The following is a 19082-nucleotide window of genomic DNA, read 5'->3' on the forward strand; positions in this document are numbered from 1 at the left end:
CCGGCCTGGAGAGACCGAACGATCCAGGAAAGCGGCAGCGGCGATGACGGTGACCGAAGAAGGCCGGGCCGAGAGCACGGGAATCGACGCGGAGCGGATGGCGATCTGCCTGAGCGTCCTCGAAGAGCTGGACGAGCTGCCGGTGGACCACCCCGACGCGATCACCATACGACGGGCCACCGCCGGCGTCTTCCGCGAGGTCAAGCGCCGCCGCAGGCAGGAGCGCCGGGCCGCCAAGACCGCCCACGACAAGGCCGTCACCGAGGCCACCGCCACCGGTGCCGCCGACCGGATCGACGACGAGACCATGGGCCGCGCCCTGACCACCTCGGTGACCACCGAGATCGCCGGCTTCCTGGAGCGACCCCGCTCCTGCTACGTCTGCAAGGACCGGTACGTCGAGGTCGACGCCTTCTACCACCAGCTGTGCCCCTCCTGCGCCCGGGAGAACCGGGCGCGCCGGGAGGCCCGTACCGACCTCACGGGGCGGCGGGCGCTGCTCACCGGCGGCCGCGCCAAGATCGGTATGTATATCGCGCTCCGGCTGCTGCGGGACGGCGCGCACACCACGATCACGACCCGTTTCCCCAACGACGCGGTCCGGCGCTTCACGGCGATGCCGGACAGCGCGGAGTGGCTGCATCGGCTGAAGATCGTCGGGATCGACCTCCGGGACCCCTCGCAGGTCCTCTCGCTCGCCGAGACGGTCAGCGCCGAGGGCCCGCTGGACATCCTGATCAACAACGCCGCGCAGACCGTCCGCCGCTCGCCCGAGGCGTACGCCAAGCTGGTGGAGGCCGAGTCCGCGCCGCTGCCCGCCGGCGAGCTGCCCGCGTCCGTCGTCCTCGGCCACTTCGGCAGCGGCACGCCCGCGCTGCCCGCCGCGGTCCCCGGCGGACCGGCCGGACTGACCGCCGAGAACCTCACCGCCCTGGCCCTGACCAGCGGCTCCGCCTCGCCCGCCCGGATCGAGGCGGGCACCGCGATCGACGCCGGCGGCCTGGTGCCCGACCTGCACGCGACCAACAGCTGGATCCACAAGGTGGACGAGGTCGACCCGGTCGAGCTGCTGGAGGTCCAGCTCTGCAACATGACCGCGCCGTTCCTGCTGGTCAGCAAGTTGCGCCCGGCGCTGGCCGGTTCCCCGGCCCGGCGCAAGTACGTGGTCAACGTCTCCGCCATGGAGGGCCAGTTCAGCCGCGGTTACAAGGGCGCCGGTCACCCGCACACCAACATGGCCAAGGCCGCGCTCAACATGCTCACCCGCACCAGCGCCCGGGAGATGCTGGAGACCGACGGCATCCTGATGACCGCGGTCGACACCGGCTGGATCACCGACGAGCGCCCGCACCCGGAGAAGATGCGGCTGGCCGACGAGGGCTTCCACGCCCCGCTCGACCTGGTGGACGGCGCGGCCCGGGTCTACGACCCGATCGTCCGCGGTGAACAGGGCGAGGACCTGCACGGCTGCTTCCTGAAGGACTACGCCCCGTCCCCGTGGTGAGCCGCGGCGGAGGCGCGCCGGAGCCCGCCGGCTCCGGCGTCATCGGCGGCGAACGGGAGATGATCGTCCGCGCCGTACCCTGGTGACGTGACCACGACCCCTTCCGGCTCCGGCCCCGTGCCGGACTCCGACGACGTACGCCGTATCGCGCTCGCCCTCCCGCAGACCGCGGAGAAGCAGGCGTGGGGCATGCCCACCTTCCGGGTCGCCGGGAAGATGTTCATCACCGTGCCCGACGACGAGACCTCGTTCGCGGTGCGGTGCCCCGTGCACGAGCGCGGCGAACTGATCGCGGCGGAGCCGGAGAAGTTCTGGGTGCCGCCGCACGAGGCCGGTTCGAACTGGGTCCGGGTGCGCCTGGCCGCCCTGGAGGACCTCGACGAACTCCGCGACATCCTGCTCGACTCCTGGAAGCAGGCGGCCCCCGCCGACCTCGTCGCGGCCTACCTCACGACGGGCTGAAGTCCGCGTCGGGCAGCAGCACGGCCGCCCCCTGAACCTTGTCGCCCGCCAGGTCGGCGAGTGCCTCGGGCGCCCGGCCGAGCGGATACGGCGTGGTCGTGACCCGGATGCCGATCCGTGCCGCGGTCGCCAGGAACTCCCGCCCGTCGCGTCGGGTGTTCGCCGTCACGCTGCACAGGTTCCGCTCGTAGAAGAGGTGCTCCTCGTAGGTGAGCGGCGGGATGTCGGTGAGGTGGATGCCGGCGACGGCGAGCGTCCCGGACCGGTCCAGCGCCGCCAGCGCCACCGGCACCAGTTCGCCCACCGGCGCGAAGAGGATCGCGGAGTCGAGCGGTTCGGGCGGGCGGTCATAGGCGCCGCCGGCGGACACCGCGCCCAGTTCGCGGGCCAGTTCACGGGCGCGCACGGAACGGGTCAGCACATGCACCCGGGCTCCTTCGGCCACCGCGACCTGTGCCGCCAGATGTGCCGAACCCCCGAAGCCGTAGATGCCGAGCCGCCCGCCCGGTGGCAGTGCGCACCGGCGCAGCGCCCGGTAGCCGATGATCCCGGCGCAGAGCAGGGGGGCCAGCGTCACCGGGTCCGCCGCTTCCGGCAGGTGATAGGCGTAGTCCGCCGGCAGCAGCGTCAGGTCCGCGAAGCCGCCGTCCGCGTCCCACCCGGTGTACCGGGAGGCGGGGCAGAGGTTCTCGGCCCCGGCCCGGCAGTACCGGCACTCCCCGCAGGTGGCCCGCAGCCAGGCCCCGCCGACGCGGTCACCGGCCCGGAACTCCGTCACCGCCGGACCCGCGGCAGCCACCCGGCCCACGATCTCGTGTCCCGGTACGGTCGCCGGCCGGTGCGGTGGAAGATCACCCTCAGCGAGATGCAGATCCGTACGACAGACACCGCAAGCCTCCACCTTCACCAGCAGGTCCCCGGGGCCCGGCTCCGGAACGGGCCGGCGCACCGCAGCGAGCGGCCCAGAGGCGATCGGCCCCGGCCGCTCGACGGCCCACCCGGAGAGCGTCCCCGAGTGCCCGGCGCGCGTCATGTCCCCAGCGTCCCGCCCGCCCGTCACCGGGGCAAACGCTGCCCCGGACGGCCTGGCTCGTTCCCGGACCATCAACTTCTACAGTGATGTAGATTTTCGGTCCGTACGCAACGGTGGTCGTCACCGGCGCGTCCTTGGAGGGCGAGGCCCCGCGGCGGCCGCCGCGGCCGACGACACCCGTACCCGACGACCGAGGAAAGGATGTCCCGTGGGCATCATCAGCTGGATCGTGCTCGGGCTCCTGGCCGGGGCGATAGCCAAGTTCCTGCTTCCCGGGCGCGATCCGGGCGGACTGGTGGGCACCACACTCATCGGCATCGCCGGTTCGTTCATCGGCGGCTGGCTGTCGGCGAAGTTCCTGCACCGCCCGATCGCGCACAACTTCTTCGACCTCGCGACCTGGGTCGCGGCGGTCGCCGGCGCCCTGGTCCTGCTCATCGTCTACCGGCTGTTGTTCGGCAATTCCCGGGACTGAGCGGGTGCCCGGCCCGGCGGCCGGCAGCGACGTCCGTCCCGGTATGTCGGCTCCGTCCGCGAAGCGGCCCGAGGATTCGCCGGCCGAAGCCGGAACTGCGGTGCCGGCGCATCCGTTTCCAGTGGAGACCGACATATGGGGAATCAGATGAGTGTGAATTTGAGCAAGGGCCAGAAGGTCAGCCTGAGCAAGGCCGACGGCGGTGCGCTGAGCGTGGTCCGGATGGGCCTGGGCTGGCAGGCCGCGCGCCGCAAGGGCTTTCTCGCCCGGCTCACCGCCCGGGAGATCGACCTCGACGCCTCGGCGGTGCTCTTCGCCGGCCAGCAGCCCGTCGACGTCGTCTTCTTCAACCACCTGGTCAGCGACGACGGTTCGGTGCGGCACACCGGCGACAACCTCGTCGGCGGCGCCGGCCAGGGCGGTGACGACGAGTCGATCCTGGTCGACCTGTCGCGGGTGCCGGTCCACGTCGACCAGATCTTCTTCACCGTCAACTCCTTCACCGGCCAGACCTTCCAGGAGGTGGAGAACGCCTTCTGCCGCCTGCTGGACGAGACGAACGGCCAGGAACTGGCCCGCTACACCCTCTCGGGCGGCGGTACGCACACCGCCCAGGTCATGGCCAAGGTCTTCCGGTCGGACGGCGGTTGGGAGATGGCGGCCCTCGGCACGCCCGCCCAGGGCCGTACGTTCGAGGATCTGATGCCCGCCATCGCCGCGCATCTGTGAGCGGGCGCCGCCCGCGCCGCCGGGGGAGCCGTCCCCCGGCGGCGCGGGTCAGGGCGCACCGGGGGCCGTCGGCCCGGAGAAGCCCGGCCGGCCGAAGCCCGGGGAGCCGAAGCCGGGGTCGTCGTCGGCTGCCGGCCGGGACGGGCCCGTGCCGCCGGCCGCCCCGGCCTGCAGGGGCAGCGCGGGCAGCCCGCTGTCCATGCTGTTCATGGCGTCCTCCTCGCCCGCCGCGGCATCGAGCCGCCCCAGCAGGAACGGCATGACCCCTCGTTCCAGCAGGGCCAGTTGCCAGGCTTCGTGGGCCCGCACGACCTCCGGAGCGGCCTGGGCCGGGGAGTCGGCGCCGGTCGTGCGGTTGCGCGCGGCCGTCACCACCAGCCAGCCCAGCCCCGTCAGGCCCGCCAGGCAGGCGACCGCGGCGGACGTCCAGCCCGCCGTGACCAGTTCGTCGGCCAGTTGGGACGGCTCGGCCACCGCCCGCAGTCCGAAGCCGATGGCGAGGAAGACGGCCGCCGCGATGGCGGCCAGGCCCGGCACCAGCACGCCCAGCGCGGGCAGTACCCCGCCGCTCCGGGACCCCGTCCCGGCGGGCGGGGGCACCGGCAGGGTGCCGTCGGCCGCGGCGGCGCGCAGCCGGGTCAGTTCGCGGTGTTCGGCCGCCGCCGTGGCGGTGAGCGCGTCGCGCGCCCGGAGCGCCGCACTGCGCAACTGCTCGGCGGTGAACGGCCCGGCCGTCCGCGCCAGCGCCGCCCTGATCTCCGGGGAGCTCAGGGCCTGGTCCACGGTGCGCTCGAATGCGGCGGTGTCCGGATCCTGTAAGCGGTCGTTCTGGTGCACGTGTCTTCCCCGATGGGTAGAGAGCCGAGGTTGCCCGACGGTCCGGTCCGGTGCGCGGCCGCGCCGGCGGACGGCGACCGGATCTGGCCACCCTCCGGGCAACGCGGCGCGCTTCTTGATGGTTCCCTTATTGCGCAATCCCTAAAGTGTTGTTCATGGGCGGGGTGAGCGTGGAGCGGTGCGGGCGCAGGGCGCGCCGCCCGGCCGCGCGTACGGCTCAGTGAGCGGCGCCCGGGCCGGCCTCCTGTTCGGTGCGGACCGCGGACGGATGCCCGGAGTTGACGCCGCCGGGCGCCGCGTGGATCGTGCGCGGCGCCTCCGCCGGGTTCTGTGCCGGCTCCTGCGGGGCGGCGGCGTAGGCGGTGGTGGGCGGTGTCGCGTCGTCGCCCTTCATCGCCTTGGCCTCGCTCTTGAGGATGCGCAGCGACTTGCCCAGCGCGCGGGCGGTGTCCGGCAGCTTCTTGGAGCCGAACAGGAGAATCACCACGAGTGCCACGATCAGCAGATGCCAGGGTTCCAGTCCGTTGCGCAGCATCGCTGCCACCCTTCTCTCGTTGTCACCACGGTCGGAATTCACGGCCGCGGTCGCACAGACCCGGCCGTGAATATCACTTGCTACATTGCGCAACTGTATAACCCTGTGCGCGGGAGATCCCTCCGCCGTCAGGGGAGCGCACGGACGAGGGTGCACACGTGACACGCAGCGACACCGCAGGCGCCGCACACGACGGCGGGGACGGACCCGCCGGGGAAAGGGGGCGCCCGGTCGGCAGGGTCCGGGCGACGGCCGCGGCACTCGTCTCGGCCCTGGTGCTGCTGGTCGCCGGAGCCGGCTGGCTCTACCTCCGGCTCAACGGCGACATCACCACCTTCGGCGAGGACGGCCTCAGCCGCGACCGGCCCGCCGCCGGCGGCGGCACCAACGTCCTGGTGATCGGCTCCGACTCGCGTGCCGGCCGCAACCGCCGGCTGGGCGGCGGCGAGGGCGACGTGGGCCGCTCCGACACCGCGTTCCTGCTGCACGTCTACGGCGACGGCCGGCACGCCCTCGCGGTCTCCTTCCCCCGGGACGCCCTCGTGCAGATCCCGCCCTGCCGGCTGCCGGACGGCCGGTGGACCCCGCAGCGGCCCGCCGCCATGTTCAACTCCGCCTTCACCGTGGGCCGCACGGCCAACGGCAACCCCGCCTGCACCCAGAACACCGTGGAGCGGCTGACCGGACTGCGGGTGGACCACACCGTCGTCGTCGACTTCGCCGGCTTCGCCGCGCTCACCACCGCGGTCGGCGGGGTGTCCGTCTGCCTGCCCCAGGACGTCTACGAGGGCGACCTCGACCCGCACCGGGCGGTCCGCGGCCGGCTGGTCTTCCCCCGCGGCCCGCAGACCGTCTCCGGGCAGCGGGCGCTGGACTACGTCCGCCTCCGGCACGGCCTCGGGGACGGCTCGGACATCGGGCGGATCAAGCGCCAGCAGGCGTTCACCGCCGCGCTCATCAAGAAGGTCCGGGCCCGGGGCATGAACCCCTCCGCGCTGTTCCCGCTGGCCCGGGCGGCCACCGCCGCGATGACCGTCGACCCCGGACTGGGCTCGGCGGACCGCCTCCTCGCCTTCGCGCTGTCGATGAAGGACGTCGATCTGCACAACACCAAGTTCCTGACGCTGCCCTGGCGCTACCAGGGCGCCCGGGTCGCGGTCGTCCACCCGGACGCCGACCGGCTGTGGTCCGCACTGCGCGCCGACCGTCCCGTGGACGGTGCCGCCGCCCGCCCCGGAGCGAAGGACGACGGCAAGGCCGGGCTGCCCGCCCCGGCGCCGCAGGCCCCGCCGTCCACGGGCGGCGTCGGCATCGCGGTCTACAACGGCACCACCGCCCCCGGGCTCGCCGCGCACGCCGCCGCCGAACTGCGGGCGGTCGGCTTCAACGTCACCCGCACCGACACCGCCGCCACCCAGCAGCACACCGCCACCGTCATCGCCTACGGCGCAGGGCAGCAGGGTCCGGCCCGGACCGTCGCCCGCTACTTCCCCGGCGCGGTCCTCCAGCAGACCACCGCCCCCGGCGTCACGCTCATCCTCGGCCGGGACTACGCCGACGGGCCCGCGCTCGGCGCCGGCGCCCCGGCCGAACGCGCGGCCGGCGCCGCACGCTCCGCCGCCGACGACCCCTGTTCCGATCTCTCGTACGGTTGACCCGGCGCCTTTCGCGGCGGTCACCGGCATTGAAACGTTACAAATCGCCCATGTCACCTAAATCTCTACGAAGTTGAGGAGACCAGTCCCATGTCAGCCCTTCGCCGGCCCTCGCCCGGCGCACTGCCGAGAGTTCTCCCCGGCGCTCTGCCCCGACTGCTGACCGGCTTCCTGCTGGCGGCCCTGGTGCTGCTCGCCGGGGCGGCGGTCCTGCCGCAGCCCGCGCACGCCGCCGGCAGCGGCCTGGACACCGTCGCCGAGTCCCTGAAGAAGAGCCCGGTGTACGTCGACCCGCGGGTCCGCGACCAGCTCCCGGACGCCGACCGCGACGCTCTGGCGCGGAAGATACGCGACGCCGGCAAGCCGGTCTTCGTCGCCGTCCTGCCGGACGCCCCCGAGTTCCCCCGGACCACCCTGATGCGCAACCTGCGCACCAAGGTCGGCATCACCGGCGTCTACGCCGTCCACATCGGCGCCGGCGGCTTCAACGCCGGAGCCGACCGACAGGTCCTCCCGCACAACGCGGTCTACAACCTCAAGACCGCCGCCCAGGATTCCCACCGCGGCGACACCAAGGGCATGGTCACCGACTTCGCCCAGCAGGCCGCCGCGCAGGCCCGCGGCGAGGCCCCCTCCTCCTGGGCCGAGGGTGACGGCGGTGACGGCGGCTCCGCCACCGGGCTGCTCGTCGGCGGCGCCGTGGTGGTGGCCGGCGGTGTGGGCGGCTACGCCCTCCTCCGCCGGGCCAGGAAGCGTCGCGAGGAGCGCGAGCGCGCCGAGCTGGAGGCGCTGCGGGTGGTCGTCGACGAGGACATCACCGCCTTCGGCGAGGAACTGGACCGCCTCGACTTCAACCCGTCCGAGCCCGGCGCCACCGACGCCATGCGCACCGACTACACCGGCGCCCTGGACGCCTACGACCTCGCCAAGACGCGGATGGCCGAGGCCCGCCGCCCCGAGGACGTCCGCCCGGTGACCGAGGCCCTTCAGGACGGCCGGTTCGCCCTGGCCACCCTGGCCGCCCGCCGCACCGGCGCCCCGCTGCCCGAGCGCCGGCTGCCCTGCTTCTTCGACCCGCGGCACGGCCCCTCCACCACGGACGTGCAGTGGGCCCCGCCCGGCGGTGCCCCGCGCCCGGTCCCGGCGTGCGCCGCCGACGCCACCCGCGTGGCCGACGGCCTGGAGCCGATGACCCGCACCGTCCGGACCGCGGGCGGCCCGCAGCCCTACTGGGACGCCGGACCGGCCTACTCCCCGTGGGCCGGCGGCTACTTCGGCGGCGGCAGCGTGCTCACCGCCATGGTCGCCGGGACCGTGCTCGGCTCGGTGCTCAGCGCCCCGTCCGCGTTCGCCGACTCGCCGTCGTTCTTCAACGGCCCCGAGGGCGGTACGGAGTCCGGCGCCGACTTCAACCCCGCGGACTTCGGGGGCGGCTTCGGCGACGGCGGCGGCTTCGACGGCGGAGGGTTCGACGGCGGCGACTGGTGAGCCGCCCGCCCGGTCAGCGGTCCTGACCACCCACGAGGGCGTGTTCGGCGGAGCGTTCCGGCGCTCCGGCGGGCACGCCCTCGCCGCTCTCCCGGCGCGCGTACCGCGCCCGCGCGAACGCCAGCGCCGCCCCGTAGAGCGTCAGGACCACCGCGAGCAGCAGGTAGTACAGCGCCGGCGGTGCCGACATGGCCAGCAGCGGCGCCAGCGGCGACACCGGCAGCAGCAGACCGACCACCGCCAGCCCGGTCACCGCCAGCGGGACCGGCCCCAGCCCGCGCCCCTCGGCGGTCCGCCGCCCCGTGCGCAGCAGCAGCATCACCAGCCCCTGGGTGAGCAGGTTCTCGGTGAACCACCCGGCGTGGAACATCGTCGGGCTGTCCGTGCCCGGCGTGGCATGGGCGACGAACGCCAGCACCCCGAAGGTCGCCAGGTCCGCCGCGGCGTTGATCAGGCCGAAGGCGGTGATGAAGCGCAGGAAGACCCGCGGTCGCAGTACCGCCGGCCGGCGTGCCGCGCCCCGGGCCGGCCGGTCGTGGGCGAGCGAGAACTGCGCCGCGTCGAAGCAGAGGTTCTGCACCAGGACCTGCGCCGGAAGCATCGGCAGGAACGGCAGCAGCAGCCCGGCGGCCAGCATCGCGATCACGTTGCCGAGGTTGGACGACAGCGTGATCCGCAGATAGGTCGCGATGCTGCCACTGGCGTGCCGGCCGGTGGTGATCGCCCGCTCGATCGAGGTCAGGTCCTTGTCGGCCAGCACCACGTCGGCGCCCTCCCGGGCCACCGGCACCGCGCCGCGCGGGCAGATCCCGACGTCCGCCGCGTGCAGCGCCGGCAGGTCGTTGACCCCGTCGCCCAGGAACCCGGTGGTGTGCCCGGCGGCCCGCAGTGCCGTGACGATCCGGGCCTTGTCCTGCGCGGTGCAGCGCGCCACGACCGTCGCCCCACGGACCGCCTCGGCCAGCGCCGGCCCGTCCAGCCCGGCGAGCCGGCCGGCGGTGAGCACCTCGCCCGGCGCCAGCCCGAGGTCCCGGCACGCCCGCGCCGCGGTGCCCGGGTGGTCGCCGGTGAGCACCTTCACCGCCACCTCGCGCTCGGTCAGCACCCGCAGGGCGTCCGCCGCCGACGGCGCCAGCGCGTCGCCGAGCGCCACGAAGCCGAGGAAGGTCAGGCCCCGCACGTCCGCGTCGGTGTGGTCGCCGAGCCGGGGCCGGCGGTCGCCGCGGGCCACCGCCAGCAGTCGCACCCCGCCGTCCGCCTCCTCGGCGGCGTGCCGCAGCAGCCGCTCCCGCCCCGACTCGTCCAGCGCGGTCTCCCGCCCGCCGGACCGCAGCCGCCCGCACCGGGCCAGCACGTCCTCCACCGCGCCCTTGACGACGAGGGTGTGGGCGCCGTGCCGCCCCGGGCGGCGGATCACCGCCGTGGACATCCGCACCCCCGGGTCGAACGGCAGCGCGGCGACCCCCTCGTACTCCAGCGGGTCGGTGCCCTGCTCGTCCGCCGCCGCCAGCACCGCCTCGTCCAGTGCGTCCGGCACCGGCAGCTCGGCCAGCTCGATCGTCCAGAAGGCGTTGACCGCCGCCCAGTGCAGCACCTCCGGATCGGGCGCGCCGTCCGGTCCGGAGGACCGCACCACGACCGGCCGGTCCTGGGTCAGGGTCCCGGTCTTGTCCAGGCACAGCACGTCGATCGCGCCGAGGTCGTGCAGTGCGGGCAGCCGCTTGACGATCACCCCGCTGGTCCGGGCCAGCTGCGCGGCGCCCCGGGCCAGCGCGGTGGTCACGATCACCGGCAGCATCTCCGGCGTCAGCCCGACCGCCACGGCCACCGCGAACGGCAGCGTCTCCAGCCCCCGCCCGCGCAGCGCGGCATTGGCCATCAGCACCAGCGGCGGCGTCAGCAGCATGAAGCGGATCAGCGTCCAGGCGATGCCGTGCACCGACCGGTCGAAGGCGGTCTCGCCGCGCCGTCGGGCCCGTCCGCGGTACGCGGCGGAGAACCGGGTGTCCGCGCCGGTCGCCACCACCAGGCCGGTGCCGCTCCCGGTCGCCACGCTGCTGCCCTGGAAGCACATGTGCGGCGGCTCGGACGCGTCCGGGTCCGCGGGGGCGTCCAGCGCCTGCTTGGGCACCGGCGCGGACTCCCCGGTCAGCGCCGCCTGATGCACCGTCAGCCCGGTGGCGCGCAACAGCCGGACATCCGCCGGGACGAGATCCCCGGGGCCCAGCCGCACCACGTCGCCGACCACCAACTGATCGACCGGTAGCTCCCGCAGCCCCCGTCGCGCGTCCGCGCCGGCCCGGCGCTGCACCGTCGCGGTGGTCGCCACCAGCTCCCGCAGCGCCGCCATCGCCCGCCCGGCCTGGTGCTCACCGCCGGACCGCAGCGCACAGCTGACCAGCACCAGCGTCATGATCACCAAGGCCGTGCCCCACGACGCGACCGCCGCCGACACCAGTCCCAGGCACAGCAGCACCGTCGTGAACGGGTCCCGCAGGGCGCCCAGGAATCGCCGCTGCCAGGACACCGGACGCCACGACGGCACGGTGTTCTCGCCGAAGCGGGCCAGCCGCTCCTCGGCCTGCGCCTCTGTCAGCCCGCGCGGACCGCTGTCCAGCCACCGCATCAGCTGCATCGTCGGCAGGGCCGTCAGCGCCGCCGGCTCCACCGCCCCGGGCCCGTCCGCCGGCCCCGCCGCGTCCGCGCGCACCGCTCCGGCGTCCGCGGGTACCCCTCCGGGACCCGGCGCCGCGGTGATCTCAGGCACCGAGCCCACGCAGGCGGGCCGGTGCCACGCCCTCGCCGCGGGCGGCGAGATGGACGACCAGGGTCTGCATCATCGCGACGGTGTCCGGGTCGTCGACGACGTAGACGACCCGGCGGCCCTCGCGGCGGGAGCGGACCAGGCCGGCGAGCTTGAGTTTGGACAGGTGCTGGCTGACGGCGGGCAGGGCGCCGCCGACGCGTTCGGCGAGTCCGCTGACGTCGCTCTCGCCCTGGGCCAGCGCCCAGACGATGTGCAGCCGTGGGGGAGAGGCCAGCAGCCCGAACAGCGCGGCCGCCTCGCCCAGCACCGCGGCGGACGGGTCGCCCGCCGCGGCCTCCCCCTCGATGCCCCTCACCACTGCCGCACTCCGTCCCCCGGGGTAGCCCGTTGCCTCCGGAACGCCCAGTCTAGGGCGTGTCCGACGGGCCTTGACCCGATCCGCCGGCAGGCCGAAACTCCGTGCCGAACAGGCGCGCGCGAGTGCCGGGGCGGCCCGCGGCCCCCATGATGGGCGCCGGGGACCGACGCGGCCCCGCCCCCCATGGGCGCCCACCCCACCCCGCGAGGTCTGCGCATGGAAGAGAGCCGGTCCCTGCCCGACAGCCGGGCGGTCCGGACGGCACGGGCAACCGTCCCCGCCCGCCTCGGTCCGCCCGCCGGGACGCGCCCGGCAGCGCGCCCGCGGCCCGGGCCGGCCGCCACCGGCGCGGCGTTCACCCTGCTCCAGCTGCTCCTGGTCGTCCCCGGCACCGGCCTGGGATGGGACGAGACGGTCTACGTCAGCCAGGTCGCCCGCGACGTGCCGGCCGCCTTCTTCAGCGCGCCCCGGGCCCGCGGCATCACCTACCTGATCGCCCCGGTCACCGAGCTGACCTCCTCCACCACCGCCCTGCGGATCGCCCTCGCGGTCCTCTCCGGCGCCGGCCTCTGGGCCGCACTGCGGGTCTGGCGGCCGCTGCTCCCCACCCGGGTACTGGCGCTGGCCGGCGCCCTCTTCGCCACCTTGTGGATCACCCTCTACTACGGCCCCCAGGCGATGCCCAATCTCTGGGCCGCCTACGGAGTGCTCGCCGCCACCGGCTGCTTCCTGCGCGCGGTCCGGGACCGTGCGGACCGCCGGGCGCTCGTCGGGCTGCCGGCGGCCGTCGCGGTGGTGGCGCTGATGCGCCCGCCGGACGCCGGGTGGCTGATGCTGGTGCCGGCCGCGGCGGCCCTGGTGGTGCCCCGGTGGCGGCGCCCCGCCCTGGTACCGCTGATGGCCGGCGGGTTCCTGCTGGGCGCCGCGGACTGGATCGTCGAGGCGTACACCCGCTACGGAGGACTGGCCGCGCGGCTGCACCGGGCCGCCGAGATCCAGGGCGGCATCGGCTGGCACCCGGCCCTGGACGACCAGATCCGCAGCCTGGACGGGCGCGGGCTGTGCCGGCCCTGCGACGTGCCCTGGACCCATCCCTTCACCGCCGTGTGGTTCCTCGCGCTGCCGCTGCTGACCGCCGTCGGCGTCCGGGCCGCGGTCCGCGCCGGCCGCCCGGCCACCGCGCTGCTGCCGGCCGCCGTGGCGGTGGCGACCGCGGCGCCGTACCTCTTCCTCATCGACTACGCGGCGCCCCGCTTCCTGCTCCCCGCCTACGCGCTGCTGGCCCTGCCGGTGGCCGACGGCCTGTGCCGACCGGCCGTGTCCGGGCGCCGGCCGCGCCCGCGCACCACCGCCCTGCTCGCCGTGGCGCTCGCCGCCCACCTGGCCGTCCAGTTCGCGGTGCTGACCGGGGACACCGCCCGCAACCGCCATATGCGCCGGGACTTCACGGCCGCCGCCGACGCCCTGCACGCGCTCGGGGTCCGGCCGCCCTGCGCGCTCACCGGCGACCACGCCGTCCAGCTCGCCTACTACGCCGGCTGCGCCTCACGGCAGACCGCCGGCCCGGATGCCTCCGCCACCCCGGAGCAGCTTCGCGTCGAGGCCGACCGGCACCCGGTGGCGGTGCTCGTCCCGCCGTCCGCCGCCCCGCCCATCCTCGCCCGCGGCTGGCGGCACGTGGCCCTGGCCGACACCGGCACCTTCCGCGGCTACCGTGCCTACCTCCCGCCTGCACCGCACGCCGACGCCGCCCCGGCAGCGGCCGCCCGGTGACGGCGCCGCGCATGCCGGTGAACGCCCGTCCCCCCAGAATTCATCCGCTCTCCGCCCACCGGTAAGGACCGTGGGCTTCCGCAGCGTGTTTGATCGACATGCGGGGAGCCCCCACCGGTCACCGCGTCAGCTCTCCGCACCAGCAGCAGTTCCGGAAGTGGGCACATGAGCGCGATCAGCACCGGCCACGCCGAGCGTGCGCGGCGGCTGCGCGCCGCCGAGGACGCCGCCGAGCGGATCGGCACCACCCTGGACGCCCACACCACCTGCGCCGAACTCGCCCGCTTCGTCTGCGGTGTGCTGTGCGACGCGGCCGCGGTGGAACTGCTGCCGCAGGAGGCCGTCGACGCGGCGCCGGGCGGGGCCGAGGCGGACGCCGGCCCCGACGGGGCGGAGGTCTCGCCGGCCGCCCTCCACCGGGTCGCCGCCGAGGGCCGCACCCGCCTCCTGGAACCGCGTGGCGCCACCGCCTCCGCCCCGGTGTCGATCCCGCTGCTGGCGCACGGCCGGCTGCACGGCGTCCTGCGCGCCGCCCGCGCCGGCGGCGGCTTCAGCGCGCACGAGACCGCCACCCTCCACCACGCGGCTCGGCTGGCGGCCGTCCACCTCGCCCACGCCCAACGGCACGCCGCCGCCCGGCGCACCGCCCTGGACCTCCAGCGCGCCCTCCTGGCCGAGCCCGGCCGGCCGCACCCCAACCTGGAGCTGGCCACCCGCCATCTGCCGGCCGAGAGCGGCGCCCTGGTCGGCGGCGACTGGTGCGAGACGGTACGGCTGCACTTCGGGCGGACCCTGCTGGTCATGGGCGATGTGATGGGGCACGGCCTGGAGGCCGCCGTCGAGATGAACGCCTACCGCTCCGGCCTGCGCGAGGTCGCCGCCGCGGAGCTGCCGCCCCACCGGGTGCTGCGCCAGCTCGACACCGTGGTGGCCCGCGACGACCGCCGCCGCCCGGCGACCTGCCTGCTGGCCCAGCTCGACCCGGCCCGCGGGATCGCCTCGTTCGCCAGCGCCGGCCACCTCCCGCCGGTCGTCTTCGGCGCCGACGGCACCGCCCGGCTGCTCCCGGTGACCGCCGGACCCCCGCTGGGCACCGGCGCCGGCGGCTACGAACCGGTCACCCGCACCCTCACCCCCGACGACACCCTGCTGATGTTCACCGACGGCCTGGTCGAGCGGCGCGGCGAGGACATCGACGCCTCCCTGGCCAGGCTCGCCCGGATGCGGCTGCCGGCCGGCGCCGGTGTGGCCGAGGCCCTCGACGAGGTACTGCGGCACCTGGGCGGCCGGCCCGCCGAGGACGATGTGGCGGTGCTGGCGGCGCGGATCCGCCGCCGCTGAGCGGGCAGCGCCACCCTCGGCGCCGTCACCGGCAGCGCTACGGCGTCGGGGCGTCCGGGCCGGACTCCGGCGGCCGGGTGATCGCGATCATCGCGACGTCGTCGCCCAGGTTGCCGTCCGCGAACCGCAGCAGATCGTCGTGCAGCCGCCGGACCAGCGCGGCCGGGTCCGGTTCGTTCCAGTGCGTCAGCCGGTCGGTCAGCGGATAGAACGTCCCCGAGCGGTCCCGGGTCTCGATCACGCCGTCGGTGTAGAGCAGCAGCACCTCGCCCGGTGCGAAGGCGAAGGACTCGACCTTGTAGTCGCCCTCCGCCGGGGCGGTCAGCCCCAGCGGCACCGCCGGCTCGGCGACCTCCAGCGACCGGACCCGTCCCGCGCGCAGCAGCAGCGGCGGCGGGTGCCCGCAATTGATCATCTCGATGGCCGGGCCGTCCTCGTGCACGTCCATGACCAGGGCGGTGATGAAGGCCTCCGGGTCCTCCTCGGGGGCGTGCGCCTGGTTCCAGAACACCGAGTTGCCCAGGTGCGCGACGGCCGCCGGCAGCGGGAGGTTCTGGTAGGCCGAGCCCCGGAACGCCCCGACCAGCGCCGCGGCCTCCCCGATCGCGGCCAGGCCCTTGCCGCGGACGTCCCCGATCACCAGCCGGGCCCCGCCGGGCAGCGGCACCGCCCCGTAGAGGTCGCCGCCGATCTCGGCCTCCGCCTCCGCCGAGATGTACGCCGACTCGATGCGCAGCCGCCCGATCCGGTGCGGCAGCGGCCACAGCAGCACCTGCTGGGCCGCCACCGCCACCGACCGCACCCGGCTCAGCTGCCGCTGGTGCCGGTCCCGGGCGTAACGGAAGACCGTGACCAGCACCGAGAGCACGAACAGCGCGGCGATCTGCGCCTCGTGGTTCGCGGTCGTCAGCCCGCCGTGCAGATGGCCGATGAGGATCTGGGCGGCCACGGCCAGGGCGCCGACGGCCGCGGTGCTGCGGGCCCCGGCGAACGCGGCGGTCAGCGCCGGGGCGGCCACCAGGAACGGGCCCAGGTGGATGGTGGTGGGCGAGTTGAGGTCCAGTGCGGTGACCGCCGCGATCAGCACGAGCGGAAGGGCGATCAGCCCGCGGCTCAGCCGCCAGGGCCGGCCGCTGCGGGAGGAACCGCGCCGGACGCGCATACCTCCTCTTTACACCTGTGGCGGCCCGTCCGCCCACAGGCCGCCGCAGGTGCGGGATCAGAGCGTGACGGCCTTCGTCGCGTCCGCGTAGTGGGCGCCACGCGGGGTGACGACGGCCGCCTCGATCACGACGCGCTGCTTCTTGTGGAACACCGAGCCGGGCTTGGGGTGCAGGACCAGCCGGACGATGTGGTTGCGGGCGTCGCAGCTCAGCTTCTTGTTGGCGAGCGTCCCGGTGGCCACGGCCTTGTGGTGGCCCTTGGCGACCAGGCTGGTGGCGGTCGCGGCCAGGTGCACGGTCGACCCCGGGTCGCAGGAGTAGGTCAGCTCGGCGGTGACGGCCGCTGGGCGCCCGGCGCCGAGCGCGACCTTGCCGACGGCCACCGAGTTGGCCTTGGCGAAGGCCGGGGAGGCCAGGGCCCCGACGGCGCCGGCGGCGAGCAGCAGGGCCGTGGCGGTGGTGCCGGCGATCCGGCGGACGGGACGGTTGGGCTTCACTGAGGTTCACTCCACGGGTGTGGTGCGCGCCCGGTCGGGTGCGCGGACGGTTTGCCTGTCGTCCGGAGTGAGGGCGATTCCCGTCGCGAGGTTGCCGGTTGGGCCCGGGAGGTTCCGGAGGCCCGGGTTCCGGCGGCCGGCGGCCCCGGTGGGGCGGGGGAGCCCCACCGGGGCCGCCCGGCCCGGCCGCGCGTCCGCTCAGACGCGCGGCGGCAGCTGCGCCGGCCGGCCCGACCCGCGCGTCATGCGGTAGCCGCCGATGCCCGCCAGCGCCGCCAGCACACCGCCCACCGCGGTCCACACCCAGCGGTCCGACCACCGGCCCGAGGACCAGCCGCCGTCCGGCGCACCGTCCGCGGCCGGCTGCTCCGCCGAGCTGCTCGGCTGCGGCTCGGGCGAGGCGGTACCCGCGCCCGCCACCAGCGGGGCCGACAGCCGGCCGTCCACGGCCCGGGCGCCGCCCACGTCGGTCGCGGACGCCTTGACCTCCGCCTGGACCGGCTGCCCCAGATCCTCCTGGGGCAGGTCGACGACGGTCAGCCGGACGTAATAGTTGCCCGGCAGCGGGTCGTTCGACCACTGCTCCGCCCAGCCGCGCACCGTGCGCAGCGCACAGGACAGCTCGACCGACCCGGCGTCCTGCGCCGCCGTCCTGGTCGTCGCGCCGTAGCGGCACGCCTGCCGGCGCCGCAGCCCGTCGTAGACGTCCAGCTGCCAGGTTGCCGTGCCGTGCCGCGCGGACTGCGGCACCGTCACCTTGGCGTCGACGGTGACCTGCTGCCCGACGTCGGCCGGCAGTACCCAGTACAGGTAGTCGCCGGTGGAGGCACTGGCGGTGGCCCGCTGGTCCAGGGCGATCGGGGTGGAGGTACGGAACGACGTACCGGCCTCCGTCGGGCCCTTGGCGGCATCCCCGTCACCGGTACTGGCACTGGGACTCGGGCTCGGGCTGTCGGCCACGGCCGCGCCGGCCCCCGCCACACCGCCGGCGAACACCAGCGCCGCCGCGCTCGCCAGCAGCCCCGCAGCCCGCGCCGCACGGGCCGTCATGTCGCGTAGGTTCCGCATCAGTTGGTCCTCCAGACGGTGATGCGCCAACGGGAGATCCAGCCCCAGACCAGGCCGCCCACCAGACCGGCGAGCGCCAGGGCGGCCAGCAGCCACCAGCCCCGGCCGAGGCCGAAGGAGGCCACGTCGGAGGCGTCGTGCGGCCCGTCGACGACGTCGACGGCCAGCTCCACCGGCAGGCCGGGCTCGGTCTTGACCGAGGGCGCCGCGGAGAAGGAGTTGCTGACCTGGAGGCAGACCGTCTCGGGCGCCTCGTCCGAGGAACCGCCCTTGGCCTTGGCGTAGCGCAGCCCGGTCGAGATGACGTCGGTCCGCCCGTCACCGGCCTCCGCGCCGCGGACGATCTCCCGGCCGTGCACGGTCGAGGCCCGCAGCAGCACCCCGTAGTCGTTGTCGACCGCGCGGTCCGCGCCGATACTCACCGCGGCGCGCAGCTCCTGGCCCGGCTTGACGTCGACCCGGTACCAGCGGTGCTCGGCGAACTTCTCCCGGTCGCTGTAGAGACCCGGCTTGAGCGTCGGCGCCTTGTCGCACTGCGCGGCGCCCTGTGTCGTCACCGGAGTGGCCGTCTTCCGGGCCGTGCGGTTCACCAACTGGTGCACCCGGTCCCGCAGTTGGGCGGTGTGCTGCACCGAGGTGTACGTCCCGCCGGTGGCCTCGGCGATACAGCTCAGCTGACGGCGGGTCTTGGCGTCCGGCAGCAGGCCGAGGGTGTCCACGGTGAGGTGGATGCCCTGGGCGGCGATGTCCCGGGCCACCTGGCAGGGGTCCAGCGGCTGGCAGGTGTCCTCGCCGTCGGTGATCAGGACGATCCGGCGCTGGCCGTCGCCGCCCTTGAGGTCCTGGGCGGCGGCCTGTAGGGCCGGACCGATCGGCGTCCAGCCGGTGGGCACGAGCGTGGCCACCGCGGTCTTGGCCTCGGTCCGGTCCAGCGGCCCGACCGGGTAGAGCAGCTTGGTGTCCGTGCAGCCGACCGTGCGGTCGTTGCCGGGGTAGTTGGCACCGAGCGTCCGTATCCCGAGCTGGACGTCCTTCGGCACGGCGTCCAGCACCTCGTTGAACGCCTGCTTCGCCGCGGCCATCCGGCTCTGCCCGTCGATGTCCCGGGCCCGCATCGAACCGCTGACGTCGAGGGTCAGCTCCACCTTGGGGGCGGCCGGCTTCGTGGGTTCGCCGGCCGACGCCGGCGTGGGTGACAGCGCCATCGCCATCGCGGCGAGCAGCCCGCACACCCCGGCCGCCAGCCTTCTTCTGGTGATCCGTCTGGTGATCGTCGTGGTGATCATCGCCGGATCGTATGGAGTAAATCGGCCCGACTCCAAAACGACCCTGACGGAGGGTCGCAAACGCCGCGTAGCGGGAGCGGCCGCCCGGAACCCCTCCCTCCTCCTCCACCC

Annotated in this window: 17 protein-coding genes; 8 read left to right on the plus strand and 9 right to left on the minus strand. The window is 75.0% G+C overall.

Translation table 11 applies throughout. The features are described 5' to 3' along the window. Positions 1 to 43: 43 nt before the first annotated feature. Both K2224_RS30655 and K2224_RS30660 read left to right on the plus strand, forming a co-directional pair. On the plus strand, positions 44 to 1504 hold the full coding sequence (locus K2224_RS30655) for an SDR family NAD(P)-dependent oxidoreductase (RefSeq protein WP_221910450.1): 1461 nt from the start codon (positions 44 to 46) through the stop codon (positions 1502 to 1504). A gap of 87 nt (positions 1505 to 1591) precedes the next feature. Further along, positions 1592 to 1966 (plus strand): MmcQ/YjbR family DNA-binding protein, encoded by a 375-nt coding sequence (locus K2224_RS30660; protein WP_399020479.1) that lies wholly within the window; start codon positions 1592 to 1594, stop codon positions 1964 to 1966. Here K2224_RS30660 and K2224_RS30665 read toward each other — a convergent pair. Then, positions 1953 to 2999, minus strand: coding sequence for a zinc-dependent alcohol dehydrogenase family protein (locus tag K2224_RS30665; RefSeq protein ID WP_221910451.1), 1047 nt, complete (start codon positions 2997 to 2999; stop codon positions 1953 to 1955). The genes K2224_RS30660 and K2224_RS30665 overlap by 14 nt on opposite strands. Before the next feature lie 208 nt (positions 3000 to 3207). On the opposite strand from K2224_RS30665, the gene K2224_RS30670 reads away from it, so the two are divergent. Together K2224_RS30670 and K2224_RS30675 are read left to right on the plus strand one after the other, a co-directional pair. Continuing rightward, positions 3208 to 3474 (plus strand): GlsB/YeaQ/YmgE family stress response membrane protein, encoded by a 267-nt coding sequence (locus K2224_RS30670; protein WP_221910452.1) that lies wholly within the window; start codon positions 3208 to 3210, stop codon positions 3472 to 3474. Positions 3475 to 3621: 147 nt separating this feature from the next. Continuing rightward, the gene (locus tag K2224_RS30675; RefSeq protein ID WP_221910453.1) at positions 3622 to 4203 is read left to right on the plus strand and encodes a TerD family protein; all 582 of its coding nucleotides are present in this window, start codon (positions 3622 to 3624) and stop codon (positions 4201 to 4203) included. A gap of 48 nt (positions 4204 to 4251) precedes the next feature. Here K2224_RS30675 and K2224_RS30680 read toward each other — a convergent pair whose 3' ends face one another. Both K2224_RS30680 and tatA read right to left on the minus strand, forming a co-directional pair. Then, positions 4252 to 5040: a hypothetical protein gene (locus K2224_RS30680; protein ID WP_221910454.1), complete on the minus strand. Its 789-nt coding sequence runs from the start codon at positions 5038 to 5040 to the stop codon at positions 4252 to 4254. A 217-nt stretch (positions 5041 to 5257) separates the two neighbouring features. Further along, positions 5258 to 5575 carry a Sec-independent protein translocase subunit TatA gene (gene tatA, locus K2224_RS30685; protein WP_221912045.1) on the minus strand — a complete coding sequence of 106 codons (318 nt, stop codon included), beginning with the start codon at positions 5573 to 5575 and terminating at the stop codon, positions 5258 to 5260. A gap of 158 nt (positions 5576 to 5733) precedes the next feature. On the opposite strand from tatA, the gene K2224_RS30690 reads away from it, so the two are divergent. Together K2224_RS30690 and K2224_RS30695 are read left to right on the plus strand one after the other, a co-directional pair. Next, positions 5734 to 7230: an LCP family protein gene (locus K2224_RS30690; protein WP_221910455.1), complete on the plus strand. Its 1497-nt coding sequence runs from the start codon at positions 5734 to 5736 to the stop codon at positions 7228 to 7230. A 90-nt stretch (positions 7231 to 7320) separates the two neighbouring features. Then, positions 7321 to 8718, plus strand: coding sequence for a hypothetical protein (locus K2224_RS30695; protein WP_221910456.1), 1398 nt, complete (start codon positions 7321 to 7323; stop codon positions 8716 to 8718). 13 nt (positions 8719 to 8731) lie between these two features. Here the strand turns inward: K2224_RS30695 and mgtA are convergent, their stop codons facing one another. After that, a complete protein-coding gene (gene mgtA / locus K2224_RS30700; RefSeq protein WP_221910457.1) occupies positions 8732 to 11494 on the minus strand; it encodes a magnesium-translocating P-type ATPase in 2763 nt (920 codons plus the stop codon). Then, the gene (locus K2224_RS30705) at positions 11478 to 11843 is read right to left on the minus strand and encodes a metalloregulator ArsR/SmtB family transcription factor (protein WP_221910458.1); all 366 of its coding nucleotides are present in this window, start codon (positions 11841 to 11843) and stop codon (positions 11478 to 11480) included. Before K2224_RS30705 ends, mgtA begins: the two co-directional genes overlap by 17 nt. Before the next feature lie 216 nt (positions 11844 to 12059). On the opposite strand from K2224_RS30705, the gene K2224_RS30710 reads away from it, so the two are divergent. Beyond that, positions 12060 to 13616: a hypothetical protein gene (locus tag K2224_RS30710; RefSeq protein ID WP_221910459.1), complete on the plus strand. Its 1557-nt coding sequence runs from the start codon at positions 12060 to 12062 to the stop codon at positions 13614 to 13616. Positions 13617 to 13781: 165 nt separating this feature from the next. Next, entirely contained in the window at positions 13782 to 14957 is a 1176-nt protein-coding gene (locus K2224_RS30715; RefSeq protein ID WP_221910460.1) for a PP2C family protein-serine/threonine phosphatase, read from the plus strand. 37 nt (positions 14958 to 14994) lie between these two features. Here the strand turns inward: K2224_RS30715 and K2224_RS30720 are convergent, their stop codons facing one another. The 4 genes from K2224_RS30720 to K2224_RS30735 all read right to left on the minus strand — a co-directional run bounded on the left by K2224_RS30720 (position 14995) and on the right by K2224_RS30735 (position 18971). After that, on the minus strand, positions 14995 to 16119 hold the full coding sequence (locus K2224_RS30720; RefSeq protein WP_221910461.1) for a PP2C family protein-serine/threonine phosphatase: 1125 nt from the start codon (positions 16117 to 16119) through the stop codon (positions 14995 to 14997). 57 nt (positions 16120 to 16176) lie between these two features. Then, positions 16177 to 16617: a hypothetical protein gene (locus K2224_RS30725; protein WP_221910462.1), complete on the minus strand. Its 441-nt coding sequence runs from the start codon at positions 16615 to 16617 to the stop codon at positions 16177 to 16179. A gap of 198 nt (positions 16618 to 16815) precedes the next feature. Then, positions 16816 to 17685, minus strand: coding sequence for a hypothetical protein (locus K2224_RS30730; protein WP_221910463.1), 870 nt, complete (start codon positions 17683 to 17685; stop codon positions 16816 to 16818). Beyond that, positions 17685 to 18971, minus strand: coding sequence for a VWA domain-containing protein (locus K2224_RS30735; protein ID WP_221910464.1), 1287 nt, complete (start codon positions 18969 to 18971; stop codon positions 17685 to 17687). The genes K2224_RS30730 and K2224_RS30735 overlap by 1 nt, the downstream gene beginning before the upstream one ends. Between the last annotated feature and the right edge of the window lie 111 nt (positions 18972 to 19082).

The sequence above is a fragment of the Streptomyces sp. BHT-5-2 genome (assembly GCF_019774615.1).
Classification (GTDB): Bacteria; Actinomycetota; Actinomycetes; order Streptomycetales; family Streptomycetaceae; genus Streptomyces.

Bases quoted from the DNA above. Each gene is read 5' to 3' on its own strand.
- K2224_RS30695 (WP_221910456.1), top strand. From the start codon at position 7,321: ATGTCAGCCCTTCGCCGGCCCTCGCCCGGCGCACTGCCGAGAGTTCTC.
- K2224_RS30730 (WP_221910463.1), bottom strand. From the start codon at position 17,685: ATGCGGAACCTACGCGACATGACGGCCCGTGCGGCGCGGGCTGCGGGG.
- K2224_RS30665 (WP_221910451.1), bottom strand. From the start codon at position 2,999: ATGACGCGCGCCGGGCACTCGGGGACGCTCTCCGGGTGGGCCGTCGAG.
- K2224_RS30720 (WP_221910461.1), bottom strand. From the start codon at position 16,119: ATGCGCGTCCGGCGCGGTTCCTCCCGCAGCGGCCGGCCCTGGCGGCTG.
- K2224_RS30710 (WP_221910459.1), top strand. From the start codon at position 12,060: ATGGAAGAGAGCCGGTCCCTGCCCGACAGCCGGGCGGTCCGGACGGCA.
- K2224_RS30675 (WP_221910453.1), top strand. From the start codon at position 3,622: ATGAGTGTGAATTTGAGCAAGGGCCAGAAGGTCAGCCTGAGCAAGGCC.
- K2224_RS30655 (WP_221910450.1), top strand. From the start codon at position 44: ATGACGGTGACCGAAGAAGGCCGGGCCGAGAGCACGGGAATCGACGCG.
- tatA (WP_221912045.1), bottom strand. From the start codon at position 5,575: ATGCTGCGCAACGGACTGGAACCCTGGCATCTGCTGATCGTGGCACTC.
- K2224_RS30715 (WP_221910460.1), top strand. From the start codon at position 13,782: ATGAGCGCGATCAGCACCGGCCACGCCGAGCGTGCGCGGCGGCTGCGC.
- K2224_RS30735 (WP_221910464.1), bottom strand. From the start codon at position 18,971: ATGATCACCACGACGATCACCAGACGGATCACCAGAAGAAGGCTGGCG.